We start from the raw sequence: 20,191 nt of genomic DNA on the forward strand, positions 1-20,191 counted from the left end.
TTTTTAATCTTTACTGCCCAGTCGAGTTTTAAGATCCGAGTAAAGTTATTCGATCCAGAGATAAGGTGCACAAAACCGCCACAAAAAATACGCGGATTATGGGACGACTTATTGCGGTTATACATAACGTTGGGGAATGCCATCTATGGTTATTGCCTTCTTTGAAATGTATATTATGGTCTTCCAAAAAGAGGAAATCATATGAACCGTTTGCTCAATGCTTTGGCTTTATGGTTTGCCAGAGTGCCGAATTTTTCTCGTCCCTACCGCTACTATATTTTGATCGTTGCTCTAATTGGCACCATTGGCTTGGGGTCGGGCATTCGGCACCTAGAGGTGGACCAAAGTATTGATGCCTGGCTGTCGGATGATAATATTGCAGTGCAAGCTTTGGATGATTTTCGCGCCCAGTTTGGTTCTGATGATGGATTATTTTTGGTTTATCGCGCAAAAGATGGAGATGTTTTTTCCCAAAATTCACTGTCTTTGCTCCGCAGCTTAACAGACCAAATAGACAACTGGGATAATCTAGATCCCGCTGCCTTGGGCGTGCAACAAGAGGTTTGGCAAGACCTTGATCATATCCTGCGCGTTCAATCCCTGGCGAATTTACGCTATCAGGAAAATACGCCAGAGGCGTTGGTTTCCCGAAGGCTACTTCCCAAAGATATTGAAGTTAGCAAAGAGGTGGCCGAGGCAACCCGCGCCCGCGCATTGGACCAAGATAATATTGCGTTGCAGATGTTTTCGAAAAATCAAGAATTTGGCGCTTTGGTGATTACTACAGATTTTGGAGCTGAGCCTGTGCTTGCAACAGTACAAGGCGACTTTGATTCAGAGGCCGAAGATGAATTTGAACTGGCCTTTGATGATTTTGCGCTGGAAGTCGACGAAACGGCTATTGTCCAAGAGGTCGAATTTATTGAGGTGCAACCGCAAACCTATCTCGCCTTTATCACTGCGTTGAAGGCAATTTACAATCAAGACCAGTTTGCAGACCAATTCGAGTTCTACCCAATAGGAATGGCTGGGATGATGGAAAGTTCTATGGACATCATGATCCAGTCAGGTGTTTTGCTTGGGATTGGCGTTGTTTTACTTGTGGTTCTTTTGTGGACTTTATTTCAGACTGCGGCCGCGGTGATTTGGCCTGTCTTATGTATTGTTGCGAGCATGGTTTGGGTGGTCGGTTGCATGACCTGGTTGGGCATACCAACCTCACAGTTATTGGCTTTATCTGCGATGCTGGTTCTGGCTGTTGGAGTGGCCGATTGTGTGCACGTCATGAGCGAATATCTATATTATCGGCGTGCAGAAATGAACCATGAGGACGCCATAAGTAAGTCTTATGAGAAAACTGGCGTTCCCATTTTATTGACCACTTTAACCACAATGGCAGGGATGGCCGCCATTGCATTTAGTGGAATTGGCCAATTTATGGTGTTTGGAATATCTTCTGCTGCTGGGGTATTTTCTGCCTTTGTTTTCACCGTAGTGGTGCTTCCATCTCTTTTGGAGCTTTGGCACCCAAACCCAGGTAAAGAAACCGCTGCCCCCACATCATTGGTGGGAAAAATCTGGCATCTCGCGACCTTACCGGTTCGATTGCTTTTTACTGTGTTCGGAAAAATTGGCTTGATCTGGTTGTTTACGGCGGCATGGCTACCGCCACTCTTGGCCCGTATCCCCAAATTTTCCTTTCAGTTTAGAGGCCTGATTATCATCGTATTTACCCTTATTTTCGGGATATGCCTTTATGGGGCCAGCAAGGTAAAAATTGACTCCAACCTTGTCGATCTCTTTCGGGAAGGGACGCCGTTGCGGATTACCTATGAAATTGTAGACACCCATATGGCAGGCACCTCATCAATGGAAATCATGATGGACTTCCATGAAGCAGATGCACTGAGTGACCCGACGGTGTTGCAGACGATTGATCGGTTGCAAGAAGAGATTGAAAACAAATATAGCCACCTTGTGACTCGTACCAATTCCATCGCGGATTTGGTAAAGTCGATGCATAAAACCATGCAGGACGGAGATCAGAGTTTCTATACGATACCGGATGACCAACAGGCGGTATCCCAACTATTGTATCTGTTTAACAGCAGCGCGCCAGAAGATCGGCAAGCGCTGGTATCGGATGATTATTCAAGGTCCCATATATCTATTCAGATGCGAAATGCGGGCTCGGTTGAATATGCGGAATTATTGGAGCGCATGCAGCAGGATATAGATGCTGCATTTTCTAAGCTCAGCACAAAGTATGAACAGCAAAAAATTACCGTCACAGGAAGCGTGGCGCTTTTGATGCAACTGGCTGATGTCATATCAAACCTTCAAGTGAAGTCGTTGACCATTGCCATTGTGATTATTTCTGCCTTTTTAATGCTTGCGCTTGGTTCATTCTACGGCGGTATGCTGGCGATTATTCCCAATATGCTGCCCTCAGTGTTTGCCTTTGGATTAATGGGGTTATTTGGCATTCCCCTTGATACGGATACGCTTATGATTGCCCCCCTCATCATCGGTATAGCAGTGGATGACACTATTCATTTTGTCACCCATTACCGTATGGCTCTGGCCAAACATGGCGATCTTTCGCGCGCGATAAAGGAAGCGGTGCTTCAAGTGGGACAGGCTGTAACATTCACAACTTTGGTGCTCGGTATTTGTTTTTTCATGCTAACGTTTTCCGATTATTTGGGCCTTGCAAAAGTTGGGTTTTTTGGTGCCCTTGCAATCTTTGTGGCGTTGCTTTGCGACCTTCTGTTTTTGCCAGCGCTGATTTATGTTTTCAAACCGAAATTCGGGGTTAAGGATGCAATAACGGACACCACCCCGGTTGCAGGAGCTTCTTCATGATGTCATTTTTAAAGAATATCGCCCTTGGCCTTTTCATTGCGCTTATGTCCATGGCGGCTGCGCAGGCGCAGTCGGCAAAAGACATCATGATCATGGTGGACGAAAGGACGCGTCAGCAAAATGATTCCTCTTTTACCATCCTTAGAATTTCCACCTGTAAATATGGGCTCAAAGGCTCAAAGGTAAAATGTACCAAAAAGCCGGTGGTTAAAAAATTGGAAAGTGCGTCCATTACCGTGGGTCAGAACGGTAAGGATATCCAGTCTATCTTGTTTGTCCGCGAGCCTAAATCTGAGCGCGGTGTCGGTATGCTTAGCCATACCTATGACGATCCGAACAAGGATAATGAAACCTGGCTTTACCTTTCTGCGCTAGGCAAGGTAAAGCGCATGGTGGCCTCAAATTCTGATGATGACAGTGAACCTGTTTCCTTGTTTGGGTCAGAATTTACCACAGAAGATCAGGAAACTGGCAAAATCGATGAATATGAATACACGCTGCTGGATACGGTCAATTATAAGGGGCGAAAAGCCTATGTTATCGAACAGGTTCCAAATGCAAACCGCGCGCAGAAGAGCCGGTATTCAAAATCGGTTATGTGGATTGATCAAGAACGGTTTTTGATGCTGAAAGCTGCTCTTTATGATCGAAAAGGGAGAGAAACCCGCCGTATATTTGCCAATAAAATAGAGAAAATTAATGGAATTTACTTGGCTCGGTCGGTGACCTTGATGAACCTCGTCGAAAGCCGCTTGTCCAACATGGCTCTACTATCGATTGATTTTGGGGTTGATATTAATCCTGCTTTACTCACCAAAAGGGCTCTCACTGATACCGCCTTTCGGGAAAAGCATTTGAAAAGCCTTCGTGCGCAAGCCAATTAAATTGATGCGGGTCAGGATGCTTTTACTTTTGGCGGGAATTGCCAACCCCGTTTTTGCTCAAGACTTTGAGTTTGATGAAACGGAGCTGGTATTTGAAATTGATGAAGCTGATGCGTTTAGTGAAATTGATGAATTTGATGAAGATCTTGAATTTGATGACGCAAGTTTTGAAGCTGAAACGACGACAAGTTTAGCATTGACGGCGCGCTATCACTTTTCAAGATCATACACATCCCAAACAACAACAGACATATCGCGTTTTGAGTTTGATCTTGAAGATACCGCAGACTGGGGCAGCTTAGGAAATATCGAGTGGAAAACGCAACTCGCTGCCCAAGATGAAAATGGAACAAACACATTAGAAGCAACCCTCACTAAATTTACTTTGCAAAACTCTTATAAGGATGTGAGCTGGAAGCTGGGCAAGATGCGCATTGGCTGGGGAGAATTAGAAGGGATTTCAATTTTAGATATTGTTAACCCTGTTGCAGCGTCTAACGGCAGTGCAAGTGCCGACAGCGATACCGGTCAATGGGCTCTTAGAGCAGATTATTTCATCGGCGAGGATACTTTGAGCGGGTTTTCAATTGTGCACCCTGTCATCTCTTCTGAGATCATTTCTCTGGCAAGTGATGACACCCAAGCCGAATTCGGTCTTAAGTACCAACGCCCCTCTGGAAATGGCCAGCTTAGTCTTTATGCCGCGCAATTGCTGCCGCAATCGGCCGCCATAGATTTGGGCGCTGGAACAAGCTCGGCGCAGCCCTATAACCTTGTGGGGCTTAGTTATAACTATGCTCGCAGCGGAGTACTGTGGGAGTTTGATCTTGCCTATAAATCGGGTCAAGAACGCTCTGACTTAACCGGTTTATCGGCGCATGACCGGTTAGACATTGGGGTTGGTTTTGAATATGCCCTAAACTCTACAACGCAAGTAAATATGGCTGCCTATGGCCAATTTTGGCTGAACCAAGAAGAAAAATATTACTTTCCCGGTGGTTTTGAAGATAAAGAAACAAACGCAGGTTATCAGCTTTATGTTACAAAAGACTTATCTAATGATACATGGAGCTCTGCGGTAGTGTTTTCTGGCGCACTAGATGCCTCGCTTTCCAATCAAGCGATTTCGGTTGAGTATAAAGGCCTTGAAGAACTTAAGCTCTTGGCTAGCGCCTATTGGATTCAGGCGAATTCAGAAAGCCTGTTTTACGCATACGACGGTGCGAACGGGGTTTCTTTTTCTGTTCAGAGAAGTTTTTAAATTTGAGCCAGAGAAAGTCCCCTTTTTATCGGATACTTCTGCAAAAAATGGAAAAAGTCAGCGCAATACATCTGTTTTAAGTAATTTGAATATCAAAATCCTAGATGGGGTAAAATAGCTTTACCTTTTGAATGGCTTTCCCATATGCTTTGTTTGTAAAAAACTGGAGCAGACAGAGATGGAAGCCAATCGTTTGATTGATCAAAGAGCAAATGAGCCCTCGGCGGACATGGTGCATGAGTGGGATAGAAACCACCAACTTCACCCATGGGCAGCAATGCATGAATGGCGTGGCTATGACCATATGCTGGTTCAAAACTCAAGCGGCATATATCTTTGGGATGAGAACGGTAAGCGATTTATTGACGGGCCTGGTGGAATGTGGTGCGTGCAAATCGGATACGGGCGTAAGGAAATGGCCGACGCTATAGCTCAGCAGGTGATGAAACTTCCCTATACCTCGCCTTGGACATCAACAACTGAACCCTCGGCTCTTCTTGCAAAGAAAATTGCCACAATGGCGCCGGGTGATTTGAACAACGTGTTCTTTACGACTGGGGGATCAACGGCCGTTGATACCGCACTACGAACGGTTCATTTCCTAAACAACCGTTTGGGACGCCCGGAAAAGAAAATCGTTCTTGCGCGCGAAAAAGGATACCATGGATCTACCTATCTTGCGTCTACGGTAACCGGTAAAGAACGGGATAAATCGCGCTTTGATATTGAACAGCGGCTGGTGCATTTCCTGCCCGACGTTAATCCTTACCGTAGGCCTGCTGGCATGAGTGAAGCCAACTGGTGCGATGCCAAGGTTTTAGATCTTGAACAGGCTATTGCAGAAATTGGCGCAGATAAAATAGGCGCTTTCATTGCCGAACCGATCTTATGCTCTGGTGGTGTAATTGTGCCGCCAGAAGGCTATCATAAACGCACTTTAGAGCTCTGCCGAAAGCATGACATACTCTATATCTCGGATGAGGTTGTAACTGCTTTTGGCCGCCTTGGGCATTGGTTCGCATCAAAGGATGTTTTTGGCATAGAGCCCGATATCATCACCTGTGCAAAAGGTTTGACTTCTGGCTATTTACCGCTTGGCGCCTGTATCATTTCCGACCGTATTATGAACCAGATGCAAAGCCCAAATGATCCGGTTTTATTTTCGGCTGGCTATACCTATTCAGCGCATCCCGTTTGTTGTGTTGCGGCGCTAAAGAACATCGAAATATTTGAGTCCGAAGGCCTGCTTGAGCACGTGCGTCAGATTACACCCTATTTTCAAGAAAGGCTTGCAGCACTATCATCGCATCCCATTGTTGGAAATGTGCGGGGTATGGGGCTTTTGGGCTGCATCGAGGGAGCGCCGGATAAAGACGGCTCAACGTTAGATGATGAGCGAAAGCTTGGCGCATTGCTGGATGCGGCCTGTGAAGAAATGGGGCTTCTTGTCCGCCCATTGATTAACATGGCTGTATTTTCACCGCCGCTGATTATCACCCGAGATGAGATCGACATCATGTTTGATATTTTGGACAAGGCATTGAAAAAAGTTGCCAGCGATATGTAATTAATCAACGCCTAGCAGGTCGTTGCCGAATGTTCCCGCCGGCCATAGCGTTGCGCAAGATCAATGTCTTGGCCAAGATCAATAGCTGCCCGGTATCCGCTATGAATGGCCGCAGCAATGATGGATGGTGCTTCGGCGTCTCCGATACGGGTTATAGATTGAATGCCAGCCCCGGTGTATCTATTTTTGTTATAAATCAAATCATCATAAAGCTCCGTTACAGGAATTTTTCGGGTTAATGGAACTACGGCATCGCAGGCAATTGTGCTGGGGTTGTTGGAAAAAACACAAGAGAGTTCTGCGCGGCCGGATGCCACCGTGTCGATGGTTTTATTGGTGATAATTTCAACACCTGCCTTAATCAAAGCATGGGTTGATGCCTCTTGCTCATCCGTGTACGCCCCCCAACCGCATACACGGCCAGCTGGTGTAATCAGAACCACCTCATGTCCCCTTTTGCGCAGCTCAAGCGCGCAGACCGAACCAAAATAATAATGGTCATCATCATAGATCACTATTTTTTTGCCGTTGATCTTCGAGCCATCTAGGATTTTATCGCCCGTCACTATCATTGTGGGATCAGTTTGGGTAAAGCCGATATCGCTATGACGGCCCACCGCGTCCTTGGCCCATTTTGCCCCTGTTGCGATAAGCACATGCGAAACACCAAGTTCTAGAACGCTGTCAGCGGTCATAGGGCTTTGTGGAAAAACCTCTACTGTGGTGAGCTTATCAATTTGGGTCAGCCGCCAATCCCGCACTCTTGCCCATTCTGCAAGACCGGGCAATTTAGCCTCTTTTGTGACCCGCCCGCCTAGAGTGCGATCGGCCTCTGCCAGCAGCACGCTATGTCCCATTTGGCCCAGAACGCGTGTTGCTTCAAGTCCGGCGGGCCCCGCGCCAACCACCAGTACCTTTTCTGCCTTTGGCGTCCGTTTGACCTTTTCTGGGTGCCAGCCAAGACGCCATTCTTCGCCCATGGTAGGATTTTGCGTACAGCGAATAGGCACGCCGAGCGAGTCATGTGCATAACAGACATTACAGCCAATACACTCGCGAATATCCTCAATCTGGCCCGCATCAATTTTATTTGGAATAAAGGGATCGGCTATAGAAGGTCTTGCCGCACCGATCATATCCTGAACGCCCTCTTTCAGCAGCCGCGCCATGGTGTCTGGTGATGTGAACCGGCCCACTGCAACCACGGGTTTACTGGTCATTGCTCTGGCTTTTTCAACGCTGTTTGTAAGGGCGGCTTCCTTTATAAAACGGGAATTTCCCATCTCAACGTTATAGTCTGGAACTGTCAGGTCCCATACATCTGGCAAATCAGATAAAAGGCCAAAAGCATCATAACTTTCTGCATCCTCTAATCCAACACTAAAGCGCGTTGCGACCGCAGCTTTGCCATCAACGATCTCTTTGGTTTCCTCAATCAGCTCCCGGATTAAACGGACCCTATTTTCCAGTGATCCACCATATTCATCACTGCGGGTGTTTGTTTCAGGATTTAAAAATTCAGACAAAAGATACCCATGGGTTGCATAGACGTAAACGATATCAAACTCGGCCTCTAAAGCCCGTTTTGCTGCATTTCGGTGCCACTCACGGATATTGCGGATATCTTGTTTGTCAATCTGTCGGTTCTGGCCCGGGTTGAGAACGGTGAAATCAGTTTGTGGCCGGTTGCGCAGCCCCAGCGCAGGAATCCGAGTTCCTAAATTAACGACCATCCCGCCGCCGATCCATAACTCGACACCCGCGAGCGCCCCATGGTTATGAACCGCTGACGTCATAAGGTGGTGTGCAGCAATGTCTTCTTGATCCCATAGGGCGCAAAAGGGAAAGGCGTCATTGTCTGAGGTTGGATGAATTGAGCAGTACTCGGTGTTTACAACCCCCCAACCGCCTTCGGCCTTCACCTCTCGCATTGCGGCCAAAGTTTTTGGCCGGCGCCACCCCATCCCAGTGCAATGGGGCACCTGATAAAAACGATTTTTCGCAGTTACCGGTCCAAGCTGGATAGGTTCGAAGAGAATATCATGTCTCGGATCGCGCATCTGTGAAACCTTAATGAGTATTGTCAAGTATTTGGGGTCGCTCTGATGCCAAGTGTCAAGTTATTTTATGGGGTGTCGAATTGGGGCTTGTACGCACTGGTATCAACGCTTCTGCTATTCGTTGGCAATATAAACCAGCAGCGGTCTTAGACTGTCCTTATCCCCGGCTTGTTCAAGGGTTGCAAATTCAATCGCAGCAAACTCATGGGCCGTAAGGCGCTTGAGATAGGCGATATCTTCACTTGGAGCCATCGCTTCCAGCGCTTTGAACTCGGGCATATAATTTGGATAGCTTTCAACCATATGGTCGATCAAACCAATCCAACCCAGTGAGAAAGATTGCTCAATATCTTTTTCGGCAGACTTGAAAAGCTCTGTATCAAGGCGCGGCTTAAGGCCGTATTTTTGAAGTAAGGGTCTAACGCGCTCTGCCGCGCAGCGCTCCACTTTAGCCAGATACGTCATCTTTTCGCACCGGTCTTGATCTGGAAATCTTTTCGCCAAACCTAAAAAATAGCCTTCGCCAATAATTTCTTCTTCAAAGTAAAGAAGTAAAATGTCCAAATATTCTTGTGTTGCTGTTTTTTCTTCTAGCATAAATCGCTCGGTTTTGAACTTCTGTGAGACTAGGTATCGTGAAAGAAAACGCGATCATGTTTTAGCGGATTATCTGGATCAATACTTTCTTCCAGATTGCGCGCATAACGATGCCCAGAGTAAACTGCTGCGGCGATAATGGCCGGTGCCTCACAGTCGCCTATGCGTTTCAAGGTTTTTGGGGCTTTATCCAGATTGCTATCGGTCAATGTGGACAGCTCTGTGTAAATAGTGTCATTTGGTTTGCGAGAGGTGACCATTACGACAGATGCACAATCAAGCGAGGTGTCCGCACCGGTATACGTACAGGACAGCTTTGCTCGGCCACCACCAAAGTCCTTGAGCGTTTTGGAAACAATTAATTTTACACCCATTTCCATCAATCTGCTTTGGGCGCGCCAGCGATCATAGGTGTAATACCCCCAAGCGGAAATGGTATCTTGCGGTGTTACCAAAGTGACCTTTTGACCTGATTTGGCAATACGCTCGGCAATGACTGATCCCATATAATAGTGGTCATCGTCATAAACGACGACGGAGCCTTTAGGCATGTTTCCCGACATAATATCATCAGGTGTATAAACGCAGGCTTGCGGCGAAAGATTTGGTAATTTGCCTAATGCATGGGCGCCGTATCCATCCCGGCGCCAGGTAGCCCCCGTGGCCACTGCAATATGATCTGCGCCCACGTCCAGAGCCTCTTGCGCCGTTAATTTACTTTCGCGAAAAATTTCGACGCAATCCATCTTTTCAATCTGCTGAAGCCGATAATCACGCACTCTGATCCACTGATTTAATCCGGGTAGATTTGCTTCTTTTAAAACGCGGCCACCAAGCTCGCGCGTTGCTTCGGCAAGCATGACCTCATAGCCTCGCTTGCCCAGCGCATGTGCGGCCTCTAAACCTGCAGGGCCGGCCCCAAGAATTAAAACTCGGCTATTTGATTTTTGCGATTGTATGATTTCCGGATGCCAACCGCGCCGCCATTCTTCGCTCATGGTTGGGTTTTGTGTGCAGCGAATGGGAACGCCCTTTCCATCGCCCATGTAACAAATGTTACAGCCTATACATTCGCGAATATCTTCAAACCGGCCCTCTTCAATTTTCTTTGGCAGAAAGGGATCTGCAATAGAGGGGCGCGCTGCCCCGATTAAATCGAGTATACCCTGATTGATCTGGCCCACCATAGTATCTGGTGAGGTAAATCTGCCGACACTGACCACCGGTTTGGACGTCATAGATTTAAGGGTCCGTACATAAGGTTCCAGCGCGCCTTCTTGCACAAAACGTGACAGACCCATTTCGATGGAATAGTCGTTGATATTAATATCCCAAAGGTCTGGCAATTCACCCAAGACACCAAATATTTCTTCGGTTTCACCGGGCATTGGATTGCCATCACCGCCATCATACCCGCCGTTGGTTTCTGCGGAAAACCGAACTGCAACGGCCATTTTATCCCCAACGGCGTCTTTGGTATCTTCAATGATTTCGCGTACCAGCCGGATGCGGTTTTCTAGCGACCCGCCATAGGCATCCGCCCGCGTGTTCATCTCAGGCGACATAAACTGCGAGAGCAAATACCCATGTGTTGCATAGATATAAACAAGGTCAAAATCGGCTTCTTTCGCGCGCAGGGCAGCGTTTCTATGCCATCGCCGAACTTCTCGGATATCGGCCAGATCCATGGCGCGCGTTTGAAAAGGGTTGCCTGCCAAATTCGGCATGCTGACGGCGCTCATCGCAACTTCACGGGTTTCCAGGTTTGCCATCCTTGCCCCGCCCAGACAGAGCTCAACACCTGCGAGCGCACCATGGGCGTGTACTTTTTCGGTCATCAAGGCATGGGCTTTGATGTCTCTTTGGTCCCAAAGCGATGCCGAGGGGTGCGGAGGATCATCAGAAGAGGGGTGCACCGAGCAATATTCAGTATTGACGACACCCCAGCCGCCCTCTGCTTTGACTTCGCGCAGCCCGGCAAGAATACGCGGACGCTGCGAGCCACTGCCAGTACAATGGGGCACTTGGTAAAATCGGTTTTTTGCAGTAACAGGGCCGATTTTTATCGGCTCAAACAAGATATCGTAACGAGGATCACGCATGGCTTAACTATACAAATTTTCGCTTTGTGTTCGGTTTGAATTTTAAAGGCAGTTGCAATTAGTCTCCATCAGGTTGGGCGCATTCCAAAGCATTGAGGACTGCGCCCTTTTTGGCTAGCTCGCTAACCTTCTCGGGCAGCGATTTGTTGGTCCATTTCTTCACGGCGTTGCTGGCGGAACATGATCAAAGCGGCAATCGCAACGCAGACAGCCACGAATAAAATGATGATTGTTGCAAGCGCATTAATATCTGGCCGCAGGCCCAGCCGGATGCGCGAGAAAATCAAAATTGGAAGTGTGTTTGCCCCTGGACCTGTTACAAAACTTGCGATCACGAGATCATCGAGCGACAGGGTGAAGGCCAGCAACCATCCTGAGAGCATGCCGGGTGCCAAACGCGGAAGCGTTATTGCTGTAAGTACCTTAAATGGCTTAGCGCCAAGATCCGCTGCGGCCTCTTCTAGGCTTTGCCCCATGCCGGTCAACCGCGCCTGAATGATCACGGCAACATAAGCCAGTGAAAAGGTGATATGCGCAATGGTAATTGTGGTAAAACCGCGTTCTACTGGCCAGCCGATCAACTGTTTGAATGAGATGAAAAATACCAATAAGGACAGGCCAGTGATCACCTCAGGCATCACAAGTGGGGCCACCAGCATGCCGCCAAATAACGTTCGTCCCCGAAACCTGCCAAAGCGCACCATTGCAAGGCCGGCAAGGGTGCCAAGAATGGTTGCAAAAGTGGCATTAATCACTGCAATTTTTAGACTGAGCGATACTGCATCCCAGACGTCTTGAGATTCGAATAAAACATAGTACCAGCGGGTAGACCAGCCGCCCCATACCGGGACCAGCTTTGAATAATTAAAGGAATAGATCACCAGTAAGATCATTGGCACATAAAGAAAAGTAAGCCCGGTTATGAGCATTATGCTCAAGAATCTTGATCGTTTATTATTCACCTGTTGCACCCTCCGAAGCTTTGCCTTGGTAGTGCTGATAGATCGCCATGGGCAAAACCAAGAGCATTAGCAAAACAATGGCCACCGCACAGGCAACAGGCCAGTCGATATTTCGGGCAAATTCGTTATACAGCAGCCGGCCAATCATCTGCACATTGCCGCCGCCTAGCAAATCAGGAATGACATATTCACCCGTCGCTGGGATAAACACCAGCAAAGAGCCCGCAATGACGCCGGGCATTGTCAGGGGCAGTGTAATTTTGAAAAACGTATTAATCGGACCTGAACCCAGATCCGCGGCAGCCTCATTTAAGGTCGCATCCAATTTTTCCATATTGGCATAAAGTGGCAGGATCATAAACGGCAGGTAGGTATAGACGATACCGATATAAACTGCGAATTCGGTATAGAGCATGCGGATAGGCTCATCGATGATACCCATAGAAATTAAGAAACCATTGATCGTTCCCTGATCTGCAAGTAGCCCCATCCATGCATAAACCCGTAAAAGAAACGAAGTCCAGAAGGGCAAGATGATCGAGAACAGCAATAGCCTTTTGGCAACGGGACCAGAGCGCACAATTCCGTAGGCCATCGGGTAGCCAATCAACAAACAGAAAAACGTCGATACAATCGAAATTTTCAAAGAGTTTATATAGGTGCGCGCATAAAGTGGATCATCAAAAATATACGCAAAATTATCAAACACCACGCGAATGGTCATGATAGTGCCGTCAGTCCATTCGATCATCTTACTGAAGGGCGGGCTTGCGATGGCAAGTTCAGCAAGACTTATCTTGGCGACAATAAAAAACGGTGCCAGAAAGAAAATAAAGAGCCATACAAAAGGAACTGCGATTACAATGCTGCGCCATCCTGATTGCACCTGGCGCAATGTGCGGCTTACAATCCCGTCAGGAATAACCCCCGATGGTTTTGGCAAGGTTTCCATGCTCATTTGTTAAGCAACATGACGCTAGAGGATTCCCAGGTTAGATAAACCGTATCTTCCCAAGTGATCCCATGGCTGCGGCTTTTGGGTCTAACCTGATTGGGCGCGGTGATATCAATGATGCGGCCGCTTTCCAAACGGACTTTATAAATCGAAGAATTCCCAAGGTATCCGATATCGTCGACAATACCTTTTGACTGGTTCGGCTGTGGCTTATTGGGCGCCTCAGCACTCAAGTGAATTTTTTCAGGACGCAGCGCAATCCAAACCTGAGTGCCTTTTGGGACCGGTTGGTTATGTTCGACACTTAACTCGCCGATATCCGTTGAGACACGCAGATGGTCAGCGCTATCTTCGATAATCTGACCTTCAAGAATATTTGCCGACCCGATAAAATCAGCTACAAACCGGTTCTCAGGAAATTCGTAGATTTCGGTTGGAGAGCCAATTTGTATAAACTCGCCTTTGTCCATCACCGCTATCCTCGTTGATAGGGTCATAGCCTCTTCCTGATCGTGGGTGACAACAACAAAAGTAATTCCAACTTGGTCTTGGATATTCGCCAACTCAAACTGGGTTTGTTCGCGCAGTTTTTTATCCAATGCTCCAAGCGGTTCATCCAAAAGCAAAAGCTTGGGTTCTTTTACCAAGGCACGCGCCAGCGCCACCCTTTGTCGTTGGCCGCCTGAAAGCTGTTGAGGTTTTCGTTTCTTGTAATCTTGAAGTTCAACCAGCTTCAAAATGGCATGGATACGGTCTTCTATTTCATCTTTGGGCAGTTTGTCCTGCTGTAAACCAAACGCTATATTTTTCTCAACGGTCATATGCGGGAAAAGTGCATAGTTTTGAAACATCATATTGGTCGGGCGCTCATAGGGCGGCACATCCGACATGTCATTTCCATCAATCAGGATCTGACCGGATGTGGGAACTTCAAACCCGGCCAACATCCTTAGCAATGTGGTTTTTCCGCATCCTGAACCGCCAAGTAAACAAAACAGCTCGCCTTGGTAAATATCTAGATCGACATTGTTTACGGCAACAAACTCGCCAAATTTTTTGGTAACTCCACGAATTCTAATCAGTGGCTCTGCGTCTGCATTCAGCCATGGTCTGTCAGTGGCATTTTGATCAGTGGAAAGTTGTTCACCGAGCATTGCGAGCCTTTCATTAATGTCAGGGGAGTTTGAAATAAATTTTAGTGGCGGGGCCTATTCAAAGACCCCGCCTCCTATGTGTTTTACTTAGTTACCAGCTTTGAAGTTGGTCCAAGCTCTGGTTTCCATGCGGTCAACCTTTGGTCCCAAAACTGCAGATGTATACATATTGTCGATCTGAGCGCTTGTTGGGAAGGCCGCTGGGCTAGAGGTAACTTCCTCATCCACCATTGGCTTTGCGGCCAAGTTAGCAGTCGCATACCATGTATAATTACTGTCAGCGGCCCCAACTTCGGGACGCATCATGTAATTTAGAAACAAATGCGCATCTTCCACATTGCTTGCGTCCGCTGGAATTAGCCAGCCATCGATCCACAATTGTGCTGCATTTTCACCCTCTGGAAGGAAGAAATCGAGAACCACACCAGTGTTTGCCTCGGCTGCACCTGCCATTGCCAAAAGGCCATCTGGACCCCAAGTCACGGCGACACAGAATTCTTTCTGAGGCATTCTTTGGTAGGCATAGTTATCAAAAGTTTTGACGTAAGGACGGATTGCTGCCAGCATTTCACCAGCTTTATCATAGTCAGCTTTGTCTTTGGTGTTCGGATCTAGCCCAAGATAGCCTAGTGCCATTGGGACAACATCACCTGGCGAGTCGAGGAATGAAACGCCACATTTGGCCAGTTCTTTCATATGTGTCGGATCAAAAATCATATCCATCGAACCGATAGGAGCATCGGGATATGTTTCCAGCACCAGTTCTTTGTTGTAAGTCACACCATGTGAACCCCACATATAGGGCACAAAATGCTGGTTGCCCGGATCCCACTCGCTGGCGAGTTGTTCCATTATTGCCGGATCCATATTTTTCACATTGTCCAGCTTTGACATATCTAGCGGAGCAACGATACCGGCTGCGATAAGGCGCGCGGTCATGCTGCCCGAATGGCTTACAACGTCATAGCCGCTGTTACCAGCCAGCAATTTTGCATCAATGGTTTCGGCGGAATCATAGGTATCATAAATGACTTTGATCCCGTATTCGGCTTCAAAGTTGGCGATGGTTTCCTCGCCAATATATTCCGCCCAGTTAGTAACCTTGAGAACGCGCTCTTCTGAAATTGCCTGTCCGCTGGTAAGTACACCAATCGCGGCAAGGCATGCCAGCATTTTTGAGTGGCTAATATTTTTCATACTTTACTTCCTCTCTGTTGATCTACGATACCCAGTTTATGAGATCGCACACTTAATCCGCGCTTTTTTAACCACATCAAAAGTGAATGATATAGTTTTGAGCGGGCGTGAAATGTTCTTTCCTTAAAGCTTGACTAATTGAACACTCCCTAAGAGGCTATTCTGGTTAAAGTAAATGTGTCAAGCTGCTAAGGGCATAGCTGCAATCAATTCTGTCGAGGGAAACTTCTTCTATAGGGTATTGTTACGATCGGCAGCCGAAGTCGCAAGTTAGAAAGGACTGTCGCAATCGAAAGCTGTAAAATTATTCCACTCGAACGTGATGGCCCTGCTGGTAAAGGTTTGTCGATGCTAGACCTTGATGCTGATGACTTTCAATCGGATTTGCCAGAACAACACTGGCATCTTTATCATGAAAATATGTTGCTCAATCTAATCGTTGGTGTTTGGACCACAACAAGTATGCAAGAAAAGTTTGGCCCCTATCCCGGAGATGAATTTATGTGCATCCTAGAGGGTCAGGTCGAAATGATTGATCGAGAGGGTGGAAAGACCCTGATTAAAGAGGGCCAAGCATTTTGTGTTCGAAACGGGGTTCCAGTATCTTGGAAACAAAATGGGTTCTTAAGGAAATTTTTCATAACCTACAGTCCACAAACTCAAGAGGGCAATAGCCTGTCTTCAGATGAAAAGGGCGTATTTGTCCTAATCCAAGAGGAACTGAACGCGAAGTTGCAAAATCTTGATGGCCCGTTTCCTTATGAGATTGTTGGCACACACCCGATGCAAAAAGATGCAACCTTGTTTGTCAACGATACTGGAAACATGCGCGTTGGAATGTGGAACAGCACGCCGTTTCAAACTGTGATGCAAGCCTTTCCAGTCAATGAATTCGTGCAGCTGCTTGAGGGCGAAATTTTCATCACTGAGCAGTCAGGAAGAAAACATGAATTTTCACCCGGGGATGTGTTTTTCATCCCTCAAGGGACAATATGTTCCTGGCACTTCAAGGGAGATGTAAGGAAATTCTACTGCCGCGTCGACGGGGATTGACAAGCGGCGGGTCCCTGATGTCTCCTTGCTAAACTGAAAATAAAATATCAACTTCAAGCAAGGCGGGGAAATAGCGACCGCATTTGGCCAGGTCCACGGGGTAATTTTATTAATGAGTACGAATATGTCACCTGATGAAAATCATAAAATCCTCTTTGAACCTGTAAAAATTGGGCCCAAAACTACCAAAAACAGATTTTATCAAGTGCCGCATTGCAATGGGATGGGGCATCGCTGGCCGCGCACAATGGCGGAAATGCGTGGGGTCAAAGCAGAAGGCGGTTGGGCAGTGGTTTGCACCGAAGAATGCTCAGTCCACCCAACCAGTGACCTTACACCAGCAACTTTGATGCGGCTATGGGATGACAGTGATCTTCCGGTTCATGAACTGATGGTCAATAAGGTCCACGAGCATGATGCCCTTGCGGGCATTCAACTGGTGCATAATGGGCTTTCGGTTAGTAATTATTTATCGCGCATGCCGGCTCTTGCCCCCTCTGCAGCTCCAACCGAAACATCCAATTCGACCCAAGCCAGAGGGATGGACAAGTCCGATATCAAAGCATTGCGGGGCTGGTTTAGGGATGCAGCCCTGCGCTCGCGGCGGGCTGGCTATGACATCATTTACGTCTATGCCGCGCATGGCATTATGACACTACTATTCCAGTTTTTGTTGAAACGCTTCAATCAGCGGACGGACGAATATGGCGGCAATCTGACCAATCGGGTGCGATTATTGCGCGAGGTTTTAGAAGATACAAAAGATGCTGTTGGGCATGACTGTGCAATCGCCCTCAGGTTTGCGGTGGATGAATTGCTTGGCGAAGACGGTATGAATAAAGCCGAAGCGCAGGATATTGTGGGGTCTTTGGCCGAACTGCCTGATTTATGGGATGTGAATGTGGCCGATTGGGGGAATGACTCACTGCCATCACGGTTTGGCACTGAAGGATCGCAAGAAGAATACATCAAATTTGTCAAGCAAACCACAAGCAAGCCGGTTGTGGGGGTCGGGCGCTTTACTTCGCCGGACACAATGGTATCGCAGATTAAGCGCGGTGTTCTGGATCTTATCGGGGCCGCACGGCCGTCGATTGCAGATCCCTTTTTGCCAAATAAAATTCAACAAGGCAGATCCGATGAAATCAGAGAGTGCATTGGCTGCAATATGTGCACTTCGGGCGACTTTGTGGCCTATCCCATGCGATGTACTCAAAATCCGACAATGGGTGAAGAGTGGCGCAAAGGCTGGCACCCCGAGAAAATATCTAAAGCAGCCTCAAACGATAGTGTTTTGGTGGTTGGTGGTGGGCCTTCGGGCCTTGAAGCTGCGTTGGCGCTGTCGAACCGGGGCTATGATGTCACTCTATCAGAGGCCGCATCCGAACTTGGTGGCCGCGTTCTTCAAGAGACATCTTTAAAGCCTTTGGCTGAGTGGAAGCGGGTTTCAGATCATAGAACTTATATGCTTTCAACGCGCAGCAATGTTGAAACATATGTGGATAGCGCCTTAACTGCCGAGCAAGTGCTTGAGTTGGGGTGCACCCACGTTGCCATTGCAACAGGGGCACGCTGGCAGACCAATTTTATTGGCGCGCACCACCGACAACCCATTCTGGGCGCCCCTCCTGAAATGGTTCTGGCCCCCGAAACAATTTTATCTGGCTCGGCGGTTTCTGGAAAAGTGATGGTGTATGATGATGATCATTACTATCTGGCAAGTGCAATTGCCGAGCACCTTGCAGAAGCTGGTCATGAGGTGGTGCTGGTGACACCAGACGCGGATATCGCAAGTTGGACCCACAACACGCTTGAGAACGCACATATTCAAACCAGGCTTCGCGAACTGGGCGTGGCCATTATCTGCAATCACGCTGTGAAATCAGTCAACCAGAAATCGGTGACATTAGCGTGCGTTTATATTGGTGCTGAAACAGCAGTAGACGTTGATGCAATCGTGCCAGTTACTTCGCGTAAAAGCACAGATGGTTTACACAGCGAGCTCATGGAAATTCCACAGCAGTGGTCAGATCATGGGGTTCAATCAGTAACCAGAATTGGCGATAGCTTTGCACCGGGCACAATCGCCATGGCGGTATACTCGGGGCACGCATACGCGCGCAATTTGAATACACCAACCGATTACCACGCCCTTTTCAAAAGGGAAAATGACTTTGATACTCACAAATTTTTGGAAAGCCCGCGCATATGACCGACACTGATGCTTGGTATAATTCCTCTTGCCATATTGATACGTCGCTTTGGGGTGTGACCTCAAAAAGAACAGCTGATTATGAGGTATTGCAAGAAGATGTAACAGCCGATGTTGCGGTTATCGGGGCGGGCTTTTGTGGGCTTTCAACCGCCTTGCATTTGTCTGAGCGCGGCAAAAAAGTAACCGTTATAGATGCCCATGAGCCCGGTTGGGGCGCGTCTGGAAGGAACGGCGGTCAGGTTATCCCAGGCTTAAAAATCATGCCCGATGAAATACTCGCGCGGTTTGGCCCAGAAAGAGGGAAGCAGATTATAAAAACGGTGGGGCAGGCACCGGCAGTTCTTTATGATGTCGTGGACAAATATAAGATTGAGTGTGATCTGCAAAAGACAGGTTGGATACAGCTTGCCAAAGGCCCCAAGGGCGCAGAAACAATCAAAGCTCACTTGACGCAATGGGGTGCAAGGGATGTTGACGTGCGCCAGCTTGATCGGGATCAAATTCCGGCACTGGTTGGAACCAGTTCATATTATATGGGCCTGCTGGATAAAAGAGGCGGCACTCTTCATCCGCTAAAATATGCAAGAGGACTTGCGAAAGCCTGTGTCTCGAATGGTGTTCATATATATAAGGACAGCCCGGCTTTATCGCTTGAACGGGTCGATAAAGCTTGGGTGGTTCATAGCACGCAAGGACGGGTTAAAGCAGAAACCATAGTGGTCTGTACCAACGGCTATACCGGCAATATGTGGCCGGGCCTTTCAAAATCATTGGTGCCGGTGCTGACAGGGGTGGTTGCAACCAACCCATTGCCAAATGAGCTTTGCGATAAAATTTTACCAAACCGCCAAGGGGTTGCGGATACCCAAAGACTGTTATCTTGGTTTGGGCTTGATGCGCAAAACCGCCTTATCTTTGGCAGCCGCACCAATGCACAAATCGAGTCAATTGACCAAAATAAATTCTCATTTGGTATTCGGCGTCTATATGAAATTTTTCCTGATATCAAAGGCGTTGAGTTACAGCATTTGTGGACCGGACGAGTTGCCTTAACCCTTGATCACGTTCCCCATATTCACAAATTGGCCGGCGGTATATTCTGTGGGCTTGGCTTTAATGGTCGCGGGGTTGCCATGACAACCACATTTGGGAAAATTCTTGCCAAACACTGTTTGGGCGAAATTGAGGACAATGAGTTTCTGCCTATTTCACCAGTAAAAAAAGTTCCTCTAAATCAGTTTAGAGGCAGCGGCATAACCATTGCGCTGACGTGGAAGCGAATGATGGATACGTTGCAACCCTAACCAAAAAGGGGGCTG

At 47.6% G+C, this 20,191-nt stretch carries 14 protein-coding genes; 7 read left to right on the plus strand and 7 right to left on the minus strand.

All coding sequences use genetic code 11. The annotated features are described in order from the left end of the window. Window positions 1-201: 201 nt before the first annotated feature. The 4 genes from GN278_03945 (at window position 202) to GN278_03960 (ending at window position 6,577) form a co-directional block, all read left to right on the plus strand. Window positions 202-2,865: an MMPL family transporter gene (locus tag GN278_03945; GenBank protein ID XAT60039.1), complete on the plus strand. Its 2,664-nt coding sequence runs from the start codon at window positions 202-204 to the stop codon at window positions 2,863-2,865. Further along, window positions 2,862-3,749, plus strand: coding sequence for an outer membrane lipoprotein-sorting protein (locus GN278_03950; GenBank protein XAT60040.1), 888 nt, complete (start codon window positions 2,862-2,864; stop codon window positions 3,747-3,749). The genes GN278_03945 and GN278_03950 overlap by 4 nt, the downstream gene beginning before the upstream one ends. Further along, complete coding sequence (locus tag GN278_03955; protein XAT60041.1) at window positions 3,733-5,010, plus strand: hypothetical protein; 1,278 nt, start codon at window positions 3,733-3,735, stop codon at window positions 5,008-5,010. The genes GN278_03950 and GN278_03955 overlap by 17 nt, the downstream gene beginning before the upstream one ends. A 178-nt stretch (window positions 5,011-5,188) precedes the next feature. Then, on the plus strand, window positions 5,189-6,577 hold the full coding sequence (locus tag GN278_03960) for an aminotransferase (protein ID XAT60042.1): 1,389 nt from the start codon (window positions 5,189-5,191) through the stop codon (window positions 6,575-6,577). Window positions 6,578-6,588: 11 nt separating this feature from the next. On the opposite strand, the gene GN278_03965 is transcribed toward GN278_03960, so the two are convergent. From GN278_03965 to GN278_03995, 7 genes are all read right to left on the minus strand, one after another. Beyond that, complete coding sequence (locus GN278_03965) at window positions 6,589-8,637, minus strand: NAD(P)-binding protein (protein ID XAT60043.1); 2,049 nt, start codon at window positions 8,635-8,637, stop codon at window positions 6,589-6,591. 114 nt (window positions 8,638-8,751) lie between these two features. Then, complete coding sequence (locus GN278_03970) at window positions 8,752-9,234, minus strand: hypothetical protein (protein ID XAT60044.1); 483 nt, start codon at window positions 9,232-9,234, stop codon at window positions 8,752-8,754. Between the two features lie 29 nt (window positions 9,235-9,263). Beyond that, entirely contained in the window at window positions 9,264-11,336 is a 2,073-nt protein-coding gene (locus GN278_03975; GenBank protein ID XAT60045.1) for an NAD(P)-binding protein, read from the minus strand. 122 nt (window positions 11,337-11,458) lie between these two features. After that, window positions 11,459-12,298 (minus strand): ABC transporter permease subunit, encoded by an 840-nt coding sequence (locus GN278_03980; GenBank protein ID XAT60046.1) that lies wholly within the window; start codon window positions 12,296-12,298, stop codon window positions 11,459-11,461. Next, window positions 12,291-13,256 carry an ABC transporter permease subunit gene (locus GN278_03985; protein ID XAT60047.1) on the minus strand — a complete coding sequence of 322 codons (966 nt, stop codon included), beginning with the start codon at window positions 13,254-13,256 and terminating at the stop codon, window positions 12,291-12,293. Before GN278_03985 ends, GN278_03980 begins: the two co-directional genes overlap by 8 nt. Next, a complete protein-coding gene (gene potA / locus GN278_03990) occupies window positions 13,253-14,407 on the minus strand; it encodes a polyamine ABC transporter ATP-binding protein (GenBank protein ID XAT60048.1) in 1,155 nt (384 codons plus the stop codon). Before potA ends, GN278_03985 begins: the two co-directional genes overlap by 4 nt. A gap of 87 nt (window positions 14,408-14,494) precedes the next feature. After that, window positions 14,495-15,604 carry an extracellular solute-binding protein gene (locus GN278_03995; protein ID XAT60049.1) on the minus strand — a complete coding sequence of 370 codons (1,110 nt, stop codon included), beginning with the start codon at window positions 15,602-15,604 and terminating at the stop codon, window positions 14,495-14,497. 348 nt (window positions 15,605-15,952) lie between these two features. On the opposite strand from GN278_03995, the gene GN278_04000 reads away from it, so the two are divergent. The 3 genes from GN278_04000 (at window position 15,953) to GN278_04010 (ending at window position 20,176) form a co-directional block, all read left to right on the plus strand. Then, window positions 15,953-16,657 carry a DUF861 domain-containing protein gene (locus GN278_04000; protein XAT60050.1) on the plus strand — a complete coding sequence of 235 codons (705 nt, stop codon included), beginning with the start codon at window positions 15,953-15,955 and terminating at the stop codon, window positions 16,655-16,657. Between the two features lie 124 nt (window positions 16,658-16,781). Further along, window positions 16,782-18,869 (plus strand): NAD(P)-binding protein, encoded by a 2,088-nt coding sequence (locus GN278_04005; protein ID XAT60051.1) that lies wholly within the window; start codon window positions 16,782-16,784, stop codon window positions 18,867-18,869. Continuing rightward, window positions 18,866-20,176 (plus strand): FAD-dependent oxidoreductase, encoded by a 1,311-nt coding sequence (locus GN278_04010; GenBank protein XAT60052.1) that lies wholly within the window; start codon window positions 18,866-18,868, stop codon window positions 20,174-20,176. The genes GN278_04005 and GN278_04010 overlap by 4 nt, the downstream gene beginning before the upstream one ends. Window positions 20,177-20,191: the final 15 nt, after the last annotated feature.

The organism is Rhodobacteraceae bacterium Araon29 (assembly GCA_039640505.1).
Taxonomy (GTDB): Bacteria; Pseudomonadota; Alphaproteobacteria; order Rhodobacterales; family Rhodobacteraceae; genus CABZJG01.

Coding starts and splice junctions, on each gene's coding strand:
- GN278_03945 (XAT60039.1), top strand. CDS start 202: ATGAACCGTTTGCTCAATGCTTTGGCTTTATGGTTTGCCAGAGTGCCG.
- GN278_03950 (XAT60040.1), top strand. CDS start 2,862: ATGATGTCATTTTTAAAGAATATCGCCCTTGGCCTTTTCATTGCGCTT.
- GN278_03960 (XAT60042.1), top strand. CDS start 5,189: ATGGAAGCCAATCGTTTGATTGATCAAAGAGCAAATGAGCCCTCGGCG.
- GN278_03965 (XAT60043.1), bottom strand. CDS start 8,637: ATGCGCGATCCGAGACATGATATTCTCTTCGAACCTATCCAGCTTGGA.
- GN278_03970 (XAT60044.1), bottom strand. CDS start 9,234: ATGCTAGAAGAAAAAACAGCAACACAAGAATATTTGGACATTTTACTT.
- GN278_03975 (XAT60045.1), bottom strand. CDS start 11,336: ATGCGTGATCCTCGTTACGATATCTTGTTTGAGCCGATAAAAATCGGC.
- GN278_03985 (XAT60047.1), bottom strand. CDS start 13,256: ATGAGCATGGAAACCTTGCCAAAACCATCGGGGGTTATTCCTGACGGG.
- potA (XAT60048.1), bottom strand. CDS start 14,407: ATGCTCGGTGAACAACTTTCCACTGATCAAAATGCCACTGACAGACCA.
- GN278_03995 (XAT60049.1), bottom strand. CDS start 15,604: ATGAAAAATATTAGCCACTCAAAAATGCTGGCATGCCTTGCCGCGATT.
- GN278_04000 (XAT60050.1), top strand. CDS start 15,953: ATGCTAGACCTTGATGCTGATGACTTTCAATCGGATTTGCCAGAACAA.
- GN278_04005 (XAT60051.1), top strand. CDS start 16,782: ATGTCACCTGATGAAAATCATAAAATCCTCTTTGAACCTGTAAAAATT.
- GN278_04010 (XAT60052.1), top strand. CDS start 18,866: ATGACCGACACTGATGCTTGGTATAATTCCTCTTGCCATATTGATACG.